The sequence below is a fragment of the Terribacillus saccharophilus genome, from assembly GCF_046592595.1.
GTDB classification, from domain to species: Bacteria; Bacillota; Bacilli; order Bacillales; family Amphibacillaceae; genus Terribacillus; species Terribacillus saccharophilus_C.
Window position 1 is genome coordinate 228,475 of sequence record NZ_JAWVPF010000005.1, and the last position, 11,920, is coordinate 240,394.

Consider the following 11,920-nt stretch of genomic DNA (forward strand, 5'->3'; position numbering starts at 1 on the left):
TAGAATAATTCGAACACGTTAGGAATTCCACTCTTTTCGTGTTAAGATAATCTTTGAAAAATATCAACGGAGGCGGCAACCATGGCTAATTATCAAGATCTTTCGAATGAAGCGTTACAACAGAAATACAATACGCTGCAGGATGCATATGAGGAAATCGCCAGTCAGCAGCTGCAGCTGGATATGTCACGCGGCAAACCATGCACCGAGCAGCTTGATCTTTCCCAGCCGATGCTCGATATGATTACATCAAGCAGCACAGTTAAGACAGAAAATGGAACGGATGCCCGAAACTACGGTGTATTGGATGGTATTCCAGAGGCAAAAAAATTCTTCGCTTCTATACTGGACGTTGAACCACAGCAAGTAATCGTTGGCGGTAACAGCAGCCTGACATTGATGCATGATTCTATCGTCCAATTCCTGCTACATGGTGTATCCGAGGAAGCAACGCCATGGATCAAGCAAGAAAACGTGAAATTCCTCTGCCCAAGCCCTGGCTATGACCGTCATTTCACTATATGCGAAGCTTTGGGAATCGAAATGATTCCTGTGGCGATGACACCTGAAGGCCCTGACATGGATGAAGTGGAGAAGCTCGTTGGAGCGGATCCGCAAATCAAAGGAATTTGGTGCGTGCCCAAATACAGCAATCCGGATGGTTTCACCTATTCAGATGCTGTTGTTGATCGTCTGGCTGCGATGCAAACAGCAGCAGATGATTTCCGGATTTTCTGGGACAATGCTTATATCGTGCATCATCTTACAGACGAACCGGATGAACTGAAAAATGTCATGGATGCCGTGGCAGGTGCGGGGAATCCGGATCGTGTAATGGAATTCACTTCTACCTCCAAGGTGACTTTCCCAGGCTCAGGTGTTGCTGCGCTTGCTTCCAGCGAAAAGAATATTAATTTCTATAAAAAACATCTATCAGTACAATCAATTGGATCGGACAAACTGAATCAGATGCGCCACGTAGCGTTTTTGAAAGATAAAGACACTCTTTCAGCCCATATGAAAAAGCATGCCGCAATCATTGCGCCAAAATTCAAGACTGTCCTTACGATTCTGGAGGAGAAGCTGGGCGGTAAAGGAATTGCCGATTGGACGAATCCGAACGGAGGATACTTTATCAGCTTGAACACAATGGAAGGCTGCGCCAAAGATGTCGTCGAGCTTGCCAAGAAAGCTGGCGTAACATTGACGGGTGCAGGTGCAACCTACCCTTACGGCAAGGATCCATACGACCAGAACATTCGTATTGCGCCAACCCTGCCACCAACAGAAGAACTGAAGAAAGCTATCGATGTGCTATGTTTGTGCGTAGAAATGGTGAGCATCAATCGTCTTTTACAGAAATAATAAAGGCCGCCTTAAGGCGGCCTTTTTATATGGAGTACACATAATAATCCTGCTGGCTTTCTTTTATAAATCCGGTCGACGTATATAAAGATAATGCCTTTTCATTTTCAGTCTGGACATCCAGATGGACCGTTTGCCCCTGCTCCGCTTCCATCCGAACAGCTTCCTGCAAAGCCTTCCTTCCATAGCCTTTCCCTTGATATTCTGGCAGTATTGCAAAACCATATATCTCACTTCGTTCTCTCTCATGATGGATACGGATCTTCCCGACTGTTTTATCTTCCGCCTCAATCATGTAAAACTCCTTTTGAAATCCATCTTTCTCCAAACGGTCATTATATATTTTGGCTTCCTCCGTTTTGAAATTGAAGCAGACCACATCCAATTTCATCTTCAGCGCGATATCTTCTTTACGAGAAGGACGCAAATAAATGGATGCATCAGAGTCAGGCAGGGCTTTTCCATCCCATTTCATCATGTACTCCGATTCCTCATATGCACAAGCTATGGAATCCAGCCACAGCTTACCTGATTCACTATTAGCCGGGACATTCAACAATATGTGCCGAGCTTTTTCCAAGGCAGGATGACTGCTTTGGAATAGCTTATTGAAGATTCCTTTCCGGCGGTAATCTGGATGCACCATACCACACACCTCAATCTTGGTGCCAAAACAATACAATCCAAGAAAACCAACAAGCCGCTCCGAATCATATGACAAAAAATCAGTTTGCTCTTGCCCTCTGTTTTCGAGCATATCCCAATTCAGCTTCAGCTCTATACCGTCATGATGCTCTACCGCTTGCTGAAGTGCTTTTATTTCTTTTAATTGCTTGACTGTAAGCAAACACATTACCCCCAATCTCTGTTTACCCATTTATCATACCTTAATTTTCCACACAAAAAAATCCTGCCGGATAACCGGCAGGATTTTTATTAATTTGCTTGATGATCTACTTTCACTCGTCGGATAAAGAAGCTGATTACCACACCAACAATAGCTGCAATGATACCAAAGATAAATGAACTTTGGACACCCTCTGTGAATGCTTGAATCATTGTAGCTGGATCTTGCGGATTAGCAGCGCCTTCCAAGAAGCTTTCTTGTCCAGCAGTCATGATAGAGATTGCCACAGCTGTACCAATCGCACCAGCAACCTGCTGCAATGTGTTCATGATAGCTGTTCCGTCTGGATACAGACTAGGAGGCAGCTGGTTCAAACCATTTGTCTGTGCCGGCATCATGATCATGGAGATACCAATCATCAATGCGATATGCAATCCAATGATGAAACCAGTAGACGTGTCCAGAGAAATGGTAGAGAAACCGAACATAACCAAAGTGACAATGATAAGACCCGGAGTCACAAGGAATCTCGGTCCGAATTTATCGAATAGCCCCCCCATGACAGGTGAAAGCAAACCATTGATAACACCGCCTGGAAGCATTGTCAGACCGGCAACTAGCGGAGTAAGCGCCAGGGATGTTTGCAGGTACAAAGGCAGCAAGATCATGGAAGAAAGCATAACCATCATACTTACTAAGATCAATACTAGACCTAATACGAACATTGGATACTTAAATGCATTCAAATTCATCATCGGCTGATCCATCTTAACCTGACGAACAGAGAATAAGATAAGACTCAAAACACCAGCTGCAATAGCTACGATTACGATTGGATCGCCCCAACCGCCGCCTTCACCTGCATGACTGAAGCCATATACTACGCCGCCAAAACCGATAGTCGATAAGATGATCGACAGGATATCAATTTTTGGCTTCGTCAATTGTGTTACGTTTTGCATGAAGAATGCACCGAAAACGAGTGCAACTAAAAGCAATGGCAAGGAGAACCAGAAGATCCAATGCCAAGTCAATTCATCAATGATCAGTCCAGAGATCGTCGGACCTACTGCAGGTGCGAACATAATAACAAGCCCGATCAATCCCATCGCTTTACCGCGTCGATGCGGCGGAATGATGTTCAAGATTGTGTTGAACATCAAAGGCAGTAATAGCGCTGTTCCTATTGCCTGCACAATACGCGCGATTAACAAAACAGAAAATGATGGTGCCAGGGCAGCAATAATAGTACCAATGATGGAGAACACCAAAGATGTTAAAAATAACTGACGTGTCGTGAACCACTGCATGATTAAACCGGAAACTGGTACGAGTACCCCAAGAGTCAACAGGTAACCTGTAGTCAGCCATTGAGCAGAGGATGCTGAGATCCCAAATCCATTAATGATATTTTGCAGCGCGATATTTAGGGCTGTCTCACTGAACAGGCCGACAAAACCAGCAATCAAGAATGAAATGATGATTGGCATAGTTTTGATATCGCTGCTATTCACTGCTGTTGAAGCAGTATTATTACTATCCATTTGCAAAGCTTTCTCCTCCAATGCGGAATTATTGTTTAAGTAATGACGGAAGCTGTTTTGCCACACTATACAGCGGGCTTCCTGATGCACTTGTCAAAGCCAAGGTCACGGCCCCTTCGATCAAGGCATTTATCGTAACAGCCAATTCTTTTGCCATTTCTTCTTCATAGCCAAAGGCGATCAATCGATTGGTATATAATGCCTGCCAGTCCGTATAGGCGTGCTGGCAGCATTTGCGCAATGCTTCATGCGTTGCTGCAGTTTCGGACGCAATCAGTCCAATCTGCACACCTTCCATTTGATGTTTTTTTTCAAATTCAGAAGCAATCTTGTGGATATGATACTGAAAAGCCTCTGCAGCTGTATCCTTTTCTTCCAGGTCCTTCGCGGCTCCTTCGAGAACATGCTCCGTCATGAGCTTGATTGCTTCGACCGCAATCTCCTCTTTCCCATTTGGAAAGTGATAATACAGCGACCCTTTAGGAGCACCGCTTTCCTCGATGATCTGATTCAAGCCTGTGCCGTGATAGCCTTGTCGCTGGAACAGCTCCGAAGCGGTACGTAAGATGAGTTCTTTAGTGCTTTCTTTCTTTTTCACTGCTCCATACAACCTTGCACTCCTTAAATTATAACAATTGGTCTAGATAATAATAATTTTTTTCGTTTAACCTGTCAAGAATGTGATCTGCAATTTTGTTTGTAAAGTTACTGTAAATTTCTTCGTCGATAAGGTTAAGAAATGTTATATTACAAATGCATTTTAATAGCATGATTCAACCTATTCCAACAATTAATATATGGAAAGGAGCAGTAGATATGACAAATGATCAAAAAAAGATAACAGCTCTTATTGAAATCTTTATTACTTCTTTTCGTTTAGGCTGCACTTCATTCGGGGGACCTATCGCACACCTCGGATACTTTCAGGAGGCTTATGTACGGAATAAAAAATGGCTGGATGAACAGGCTTATGCGAATCTAGTTGCTCTCAGCCAATTCCTCCCGGGCCCAGCCAGCAGTCAAGTCGGCATTGGTATCGGAATAATAAGAGGCGGCATGATTGGCGGAATCATCTCATTTATCGGTTTTACCCTGCCTTCCGTTCTGATACTTATCTTATTCGCCCTATTTATTGGACAAACGAATCTTTCAGACGCAGGCTGGATTCAGGGCTTGAAACTCGTCGCTGTTGCTGTCGTCGCGCATGCCATACTTGGAATGAGTCAAAAACTCACAGCAAATCGAATGACAAAGGGAATTGCCTTAGGGGCACTTGTTCTAACCCTTTTATGGCCTCATCAATTTTCGCAGCTGCTGGCATTATTGCTTGCAGCTGGTGCTGGGTACTTCTTGCTTCATCCGAATCAAAATGATAAGGCATCCAGTCAGATAAACTTTTCTATCAGCAAGAAAACTGGAGCAATCTGCCTTGGTTTGTTTTTCCTTTTATTAGCTGGTCTGCCAGTGCTGCGCGCTTTAACAGATGCTCCACTTCTTGCTATGGCTGACAGCTTCTATCGTGCAGGTTCCCTCGTATTCGGAGGCGGTCATGTAGTCCTGCCGCTTTTGGAGCGGGAATTCGTTCCAACCGGCTGGATCAGCCAGCAAGACTTTTTGGCAGGGTATGGAGCTGCTCAAGCAGTCCCCGGACCTCTCTTTACATTTGCAGCTTATCTTGGGACTGTGCTTTATGGGTGGCAAGGCGGACTGCTAGCCACCGCAGCTATTTTCCTGCCAGCATTCCTGCTATTAATCGGAGCTCTGCCATTCTGGACAAGTCTCCAGAAAAACAGCAGCTTCCGCAAGGCCTTCGCTGGAGTAAACGCTGCAGTTGTAGGGATATTAATCAGCGCGTTTTTCATCCCGATATGGTCAACGACTATACACACCGCTGCTGATATCGCCCTTGCCGCCATCTTCTACAGCCTCCTGACTTTCTGGAAAGTTCCGGCTTGGGTTATCGTCCTGTTAGGCGCTGCGTGCGGGTTGATTTTATAGTATTATCAGATTTTCCAAAGACAATCAATTTTTATTGTTGGTTGTCAGGGCGGACTAGCAATTCTATCGTCTGACTACAGAAAATGCCTGTTATCCGGATGGATATCAGGCTTTTTCACGTACTAATGCTCTTTTACTGATTATGAACAGCAGTACTGTCATTGACAACATGATCAGGCAGCCTATTTGTACCGCGGCAGCTACATCTGTCAGCTGGTTGATACCAGCCAAAACTGCTGTCATCCCGATAATCAGAATGGCTTCTACCGATTGATACATACTCATCATACGGCCCATTTGCTCGACTGGAATATGCTCTTGCATATAGGTGACATATCCAGCATTTGCAAAAGCCAGCGCACCAGATAGAAGGAATACACCCACACTAGCTGGGAGGAAGCTTTGGGAAAAAGCAAACAGCACATATCCTAAGGCTCCTCCTGCCGCTCCATAAGTGAGCAGCTGTATGGAACGAAAATGGCGATTTACGATGCCTAACAGTACAGAACCCGAAATAAAACCTATTCCAGCAATACTTACTAGCAGTCCGTAAGCAGACTCTGATAATCCAATTGCTTCTGCAGAAAATGCGACTTCCATAGAGTCGACAGCTGCAGTCATGACAGTGAAGAAGCTGAACAGCAGCAGCAAAAGAGTCAATAAGACAAACTTTTTACTGAAAGCTGTAACAAGCTGCCAATCTTCCCTCCAGATTGTAAGCCATCCCTTCTCCTGACTTTCTTCTATGACAGCTTTTATAGACGGCAAAGCAATACAAATAAAAACTGCAGCCAGCAACAATGCGATATTAGCGACCAATGCGATCTCGACAGACCCTGCACCAACTAGAATTCCTGCAGCCGCAGGGCCTAACACAAAGCCGCTGCCATCTGCGATAGCACGATAGGAATTGAATTTCTGCCAGTGCCGCTTATGGATTAATCCAGTGATATACGGCAAACTCGCAGGTTCAAAGATGGCACCTGCGGCTGCTACGAAGAAAACAAGCACATAAATTTGCCATAGGGAAGTGGCCATGATCATCCCGGCAATACCGAAGATCCTTATAGCATACAACAGAATCATCAGCTTCCGATTATCCAGTCTATCAATGATACTGCCTGCCCAACTGTTCATTAGCAGTCCAGCTGCCGGCTTAATCATATAAAGGATTGCCACTGCGGCTGCAGCCTGATCTGCCTGCTCGTATACCTTTAAATTCAATGCAATCAAATACAGCCAATCCCCACAAGAAGCACATGCAATCGCAATCAGCATTCCAATAGCACGTAAACGGTATTTCTTCATCTTCATTCCTCTCTCTCCTATTTGAAGTGAAGCAAATAAAAAAATCCCACCCCCAAGATTGTCATCTTAGGGGCGAGATACCGTCGCGGTGCCACCCTAGTTTCCCCGGCAAGTCACCCAGCCGAGCTCAGATAAGTACACGCATTGCTGCGTAGACCCTTGTGCGCTAACGGGCACTTCCCGTTCTGCCATCATCTTCATCCGGCAGACAGCTCCGCGGTTTGTTCCAGCTGAGCTCCCTCACCCTTTTCAGCATTACAGGGATTCTCTGCAGAAGGAGCTATCATGCTGTACTATTCCGCCTCATCACTTGTAAATTTTTTCTATGATATCATGTAAGGAGCTACTGTACAATGCGTTTTGAAAATTTTTCGTAAGTTTCATCGTTTGCTATGAGATACAGCTTGTCTTCAGAATGAAGGGCGGTTTCTCTTTTATTAAGGTAGTTCATATCCTGATTGATACAAAGCAGGACCATCCCCTCTTTCGTCAGCGCTTCCTGCGCATCTTGATATGTTTTCCAGACAGAATCAGGGTGTATCTCATAAATATTCGTTCCATACTGCTTGCTTAACAGCTGACGGAAGAGATTGGAGGTACCCGGTGCCATAACAGCTTTCGCCATCAAGAGGGAAACCGAGTCATTGGATAATATAAAGTCGTCAATGGATATATGCTCAAACTTGGGGATATGCGTTTCATTATTGATTTCTACAACAGTATGTATGTTTGTATTTTCTTTCTTGGAAAGTGCTTCGACAGCTGATGCTATTAGAAGTGTTTTGGCATCTGCTAATAATGTAGATTCTAGTTGAGGGTCAGAGAACACAGCAACGCGTGCTGCTCCCAAAAGATTTGCTTGTATCAAAGTCGTTTCATCTGAAGGATCTCCTTGCACAAATGCAACTTGTTCATGATCGAATGGATGCTCTTTTCTATCATCAACAACTACAATATAGGCATTTTTTTCACTTGCGAGCACTTCCTCAATTGACCTTTTCACTTTTTTTGACCAGCCGATATAAATATAGTGATCCTTTTTTTTGATCATTAATTTCCCCTCCCTTTGCATACGGTTATAAGCTGAGGCAACGTCTACGATCTTCCCGATCAATACACCGATTACGCCAATTCCGAATAGGAACAAAAAGATTCCCAGCAGCCTTCCGGGTACCGTCTCTGGATAAAAATCTCCATATCCAACTGTAGTGACAGTCGTCATCGTCCACCAGAATCCATCGAACAATGATGGGAAATTATCTTTTTCGATTACATGAATACCTACGGTTCCTACCAGCACCACAAAGACAGATGCTAAAGCTATTGCCAGAAAATTGAACCCAGTAATGTTCTTCCATAAACGAATGAAAAACAGCATAGTCACTCCTCCTAGAATTCCATTATAACTGGAAAATTAAGAAAAAAGACCGATTCCAGCCATTCTATAACACATAAAAAAGCACCTCCGACGGGGAGGTGCTTTTTTTGTTCCAGCTTAGTAAGCTAGGCTGAATAGGCCTTTTACGTGAGTCAAGTAACGGATGTTACTTGCTTCTTTCATCATTGTTGCAGGAAGACCTTTCAATGGTGTTTGGTTAGCACCGATGAATGCTACAGCATCCTTGCGGCCAAGGCTTGCAAGTGTACCGGAGTTGATCGGGCTGAAGTTTTCCATTGTTTTGCCTTCAAGGTAAGCAAATAGGTTGTAACCTACAAGCTCGCCCATTTGCCAAGCGATTTGTGCTGTTGGAGGCCAAGGGCGACCATCTTCACCGAAGTATACAGCACTGTCACCGACAACAAATACATCTTGGTGGCTCTTAGACTGAAGGAAGTTGTTCACAGTCGCACGGCCGCGATCTGTTTCCAATCCTGATTCAGCTACCATCGGAAGCGCTTGTACGCCGCCTGTCCATACGAATGTATTTGTTTCGATTTTCTGACCATCTTTCAATTCTACGACATTGCCTACTACGTTCGTTACAGGCAAGCCAAGCAAGAATTCTACGCCGCGTTTTTCCAAGCTGGACTGCGCACGGTCAATTAGATGCTGTGGAAGCATCGGAAGGATCTTCGGACCAGCTTCAACAAGCTGAAGCTTGATTTCTTTAGGATCCACACCGTGAGGCAAGCAGTAAGAAGCAAGCTTGTCCGCGATTTCGCCGACAAGCTCAACACCAGTCAGACCGCCGCCGCCGATAAGGATCGTAGCGTCTGCAGGATTTTTAGAAGCTGCATATGCTTTAATCTTATCTTGGATTTGGTTGTACACTTTGTTTGCATCATCAGCTGATTTCAACACAAGGCTGTTTTCTTCCAATCCTGGGATACCAAAGTAAGCAGTCTTACTTCCAAGGCCTACTACCAAAGCATCGTAAGAAAGTGTATTTCCGCCAGCAAGGACAACTTCTTTCTTGTCGACGTTGAAGCTTTCCACTGTTGCTACTTTGAAGTCTACATCCAAACCTTTCAAAAGCTTCTCTACAGGCATTGCCACTGCTTGCTCGGAAATGCTGCCCGCTGCAAGACGGTGAAGCTCAGTGATGATTTGGTGTGTAGGTGTTTTATTGATAAGTGTTACATTTGCTTGCGCTTTGCTGTAATACTTACGTACGGTTTGAGCGGCTAAGACTCCGCCGTAACCGGCGCCTAAAATAACGATATTCTTTGCCATACTTAATCCTCCGTCCTTACCTTATAAGCTCTTATTTTTGTTTTTGTCTTTCTTTTTCGTTCGCTACTTCAAGATAGCTCTGAACAAAACGGAACATCTTTTGTGCTTGTGGATCTTTCATCAGACGAAGCAGACCAAATAGGCCGATTGTTTCGTTGCTTGCTTCTGCACGGTCTTTCGCTTCAATCGCAGTTTGGGCAACTGTTTTCACAGAGTCTGTCACTGGATGAAGTACTTCTGTAATTGCATTAACTGTATCGGATTTCAACACATCATCTGTTGCTACAGCTTGTGCGAAGTCGTAAGAAGCAGTCAAAGCGTTCACAAGTTCATTGATTTTTGGAAGCTGTTCAATCAAAGAAGTCAATGATTCTTGTACTTCAGGTTTTAGCAATTGCGCAGCTAGGTCCTGTTGGCTCTGGCTAACACTTTCGTTTGTTTCTGACATAACGTATTCTCCTTTGCTATGGTAATGCATTATATTTATACGTAAACATTATACTTTGTTGTGAATTTGTTCACAACTGTACGTTCACAAATTGCTCAAAATATCCACCTACAACTTTACTCCTACTTGGAGAACTTGTCAAAAGTTATTTCACACACGTTAATGATTTTTTTCATTTCCTATTATATATTCGAAAAAAAGACATAATAAAAGCCCTTTCACTCTTCTGCTTACGTAGCTTTCCCCTGTTTGGAAAAAGTATTAATATTATTATGCATTCTTCCCAAAACTCATGCTCTCGTAGCGGCCGCGGATGATGCTGTACACTCCGAACAAAATGAACCCAACAGAGACGATGGCAAGGAGCCAGCGTCCGAATGGCTGCTGAGAAACTTCCGCCAGCGCTCCATCCAGCCCCTTCGCTTCATCCGGATCAGACTGGACAGCAGTCAGGACGAAAAAGAATCCAACAATAGCGAAAACAATGCCTCTGCTTATCAACCCGATACGCCCCGCATGGCGAGCCGCCCGTTTCTCATGCTTATTCATCTCCCCAGTCTTGAATCGATTCATGAAACTCCCCGATATACCACTGAAAAATTCATAAATACCGTATCCGATTATTATGAGTCCGACTGCTGCAACCAGCCACTGTCCAAAGGGATATGTAAGAAGCTTTGCCGTCAAGGATTGCTCGCTCCCTCCGCCGCTTCCCTGATTCGTGGCAGCAAAGCGCAGCGCATTATAAGCAATACTGGCATATATGACAGTGCTGACACCATAGCCTATACGAACAATTATCCCTTTTGCATCGTTTCCTTCCTTGTTCGGATCCTTGATGGCAAGTATCGCATCCCAGCATACATACCCAATCAATCCGATTCCGATCAGCCATAACAAAACATTCCCAAAAGGCAACCCAGCCAGCCTCTGCAGCATACCACCTGTATCAGTTGTATCTCCTCCCACATGCAGTGCTGCCAGGAGTGCCAAAACACCGATAAGGGCGTAGACGATTCCCTGAGACATATACCCAATTCTTCCGAATCTCCGAATCCACGGTTTTGTATCTTCCTTTGTCTCCCTTGCTTTTCGTTTGGCTTCTTGTTTATCGGCCATAATCGTCTTCCTCTCCTGTTTTAAAAGCTATACCCAAGCCATGCAGAAGAGAAACAGGTAAAAATCGGATAGGCAAGCTACCCTTGCACAGGTGCCTACATACGATGAAGAAGAAGCAAGAAGGGAGAATGATGATGTACAACGAAAACGATGATAAACAAAATCAGCAAAGACAAATCCAATTTCCAGGCGGCCCTGGTTTTGGCGGCGGGCCTGGTTCAGGCGGTCCTGGATTCGGTGGTCCTGGATTCGGCGGAGGACAAGGCGGATTTCCATTCGGACCTCCTCCGGGAACTGGCGGTCAAGGCGGGGGACAGCAGGGGCAATTTGGACCTCCTGGACCTCCTCCATCTCAAATTCCGCAGCTGCAGCCAGTAGGCGGAAGCGGTGGTCCTTCTGCCTTTGCTATAGATCCAGGCGGAATTCGTTTCTGTCTCTACCGTTACACGTATATGCAGCTTGAGAACGGCCAGCGCTTCTGGTACTACCCTGTATTTGTCGGCCGCACTTCCATCGCTGGCTTCCGCTGGCGCCCGCAGCAATTCCGCTGGCAGTATTTTGGCATCGACCTTAGACGAGTTGCTGCATTCAGCTGCTTTTAAGATGAAAACAGGCCT

Annotated in this window: 11 protein-coding genes and 1 other annotated feature; of the genes, 3 read left to right on the plus strand and 8 right to left on the minus strand. The window is 44.9% G+C overall.

The features are described 5' to 3' along the window. Positions 1–81: 81 nt before the first annotated feature. Complete coding sequence (locus SFC25_RS10435; RefSeq protein ID WP_411215207.1) at positions 82–1,365, plus strand: aspartate aminotransferase type Ic; 1,284 nt, start codon at positions 82–84, stop codon at positions 1,363–1,365. A 25-nt stretch (positions 1,366–1,390) separates the two neighbouring features. Here the strand turns inward: SFC25_RS10435 and SFC25_RS10440 are convergent, their stop codons facing one another. The 3 genes from SFC25_RS10440 to SFC25_RS10450 all read right to left on the minus strand — a co-directional run bounded on the left by SFC25_RS10440 (position 1,391) and on the right by SFC25_RS10450 (position 4,366). After that, entirely contained in the window at positions 1,391–2,212 is an 822-nt protein-coding gene (locus SFC25_RS10440; protein ID WP_411215208.1) for a GNAT family N-acetyltransferase, read from the minus strand. Between the two features lie 89 nt (positions 2,213–2,301). Then, on the minus strand, positions 2,302–3,756 hold the full coding sequence (locus tag SFC25_RS10445; protein WP_411215209.1) for a DHA2 family efflux MFS transporter permease subunit: 1,455 nt from the start codon (positions 3,754–3,756) through the stop codon (positions 2,302–2,304). A 28-nt stretch (positions 3,757–3,784) separates the two neighbouring features. Then, on the minus strand, positions 3,785–4,366 hold the full coding sequence (locus SFC25_RS10450; protein ID WP_411215210.1) for a TetR/AcrR family transcriptional regulator: 582 nt from the start codon (positions 4,364–4,366) through the stop codon (positions 3,785–3,787). Positions 4,367–4,572: 206 nt separating this feature from the next. Between SFC25_RS10450 and chrA the strand changes: the two genes are divergently transcribed. Next, positions 4,573–5,754: a chromate efflux transporter gene (gene chrA / locus SFC25_RS10455; RefSeq protein ID WP_411215211.1), complete on the plus strand. Its 1,182-nt coding sequence runs from the start codon at positions 4,573–4,575 to the stop codon at positions 5,752–5,754. Between the two features lie 105 nt (positions 5,755–5,859). On the opposite strand, the gene SFC25_RS10460 is transcribed toward chrA, so the two are convergent. The 5 genes from SFC25_RS10460 to SFC25_RS10480 form a co-directional block, all read right to left on the minus strand. Continuing rightward, positions 5,860–7,068, minus strand: coding sequence for an MFS transporter (locus SFC25_RS10460; RefSeq protein WP_411215212.1), 1,209 nt, complete (start codon positions 7,066–7,068; stop codon positions 5,860–5,862). 59 nt (positions 7,069–7,127) lie between these two features. Beyond that, positions 7,128–7,378 (minus strand) — a binding site (T-box leader). A 27-nt stretch (positions 7,379–7,405) separates the two neighbouring features. Beyond that, complete coding sequence (locus tag SFC25_RS10465; RefSeq protein WP_411215213.1) at positions 7,406–8,440, minus strand: ion channel; 1,035 nt, start codon at positions 8,438–8,440, stop codon at positions 7,406–7,408. Between the two features lie 117 nt (positions 8,441–8,557). After that, a complete protein-coding gene (locus SFC25_RS10470) occupies positions 8,558–9,736 on the minus strand; it encodes an NAD(P)/FAD-dependent oxidoreductase (RefSeq protein ID WP_411215214.1) in 1,179 nt (392 codons plus the stop codon). A gap of 31 nt (positions 9,737–9,767) precedes the next feature. Beyond that, complete coding sequence (locus SFC25_RS10475) at positions 9,768–10,184, minus strand: DUF1641 domain-containing protein (protein ID WP_411215215.1); 417 nt, start codon at positions 10,182–10,184, stop codon at positions 9,768–9,770. A 270-nt stretch (positions 10,185–10,454) separates the two neighbouring features. Next, entirely contained in the window at positions 10,455–11,303 is an 849-nt protein-coding gene (locus SFC25_RS10480; RefSeq protein WP_411215216.1) for a DUF1206 domain-containing protein, read from the minus strand. A 131-nt stretch (positions 11,304–11,434) separates the two neighbouring features. Between SFC25_RS10480 and SFC25_RS10485 the strand changes: the two genes are divergently transcribed. After that, a complete protein-coding gene (locus SFC25_RS10485; RefSeq protein WP_411215326.1) occupies positions 11,435–11,905 on the plus strand; it encodes a transporter in 471 nt (156 codons plus the stop codon). Positions 11,906–11,920: the final 15 nt, after the last annotated feature.

What these genes read in the sequence shown, in the direction of transcription:
- SFC25_RS10445 (WP_411215209.1), bottom strand. Translation starts at nt 3,756, where the DNA reads ATGGATAGTAATAATACTGCTTCAACAGCAGTGAATAGCAGCGATATC.
- SFC25_RS10460 (WP_411215212.1), bottom strand. Translation starts at nt 7,068, where the DNA reads ATGAAGATGAAGAAATACCGTTTACGTGCTATTGGAATGCTGATTGCG.
- SFC25_RS10470 (WP_411215214.1), bottom strand. Translation starts at nt 9,736, where the DNA reads ATGGCAAAGAATATCGTTATTTTAGGCGCCGGTTACGGCGGAGTCTTA.
- SFC25_RS10465 (WP_411215213.1), bottom strand. Translation starts at nt 8,440, where the DNA reads ATGCTGTTTTTCATTCGTTTATGGAAGAACATTACTGGGTTCAATTTT.
- chrA (WP_411215211.1), top strand. Translation starts at nt 4,573, where the DNA reads ATGACAAATGATCAAAAAAAGATAACAGCTCTTATTGAAATCTTTATT.
- SFC25_RS10435 (WP_411215207.1), top strand. Translation starts at nt 82, where the DNA reads ATGGCTAATTATCAAGATCTTTCGAATGAAGCGTTACAACAGAAATAC.
- SFC25_RS10475 (WP_411215215.1), bottom strand. Translation starts at nt 10,184, where the DNA reads ATGTCAGAAACAAACGAAAGTGTTAGCCAGAGCCAACAGGACCTAGCT.
- SFC25_RS10480 (WP_411215216.1), bottom strand. Translation starts at nt 11,303, where the DNA reads ATGGCCGATAAACAAGAAGCCAAACGAAAAGCAAGGGAGACAAAGGAA.
- SFC25_RS10485 (WP_411215326.1), top strand. Translation starts at nt 11,435, where the DNA reads ATGATGTACAACGAAAACGATGATAAACAAAATCAGCAAAGACAAATC.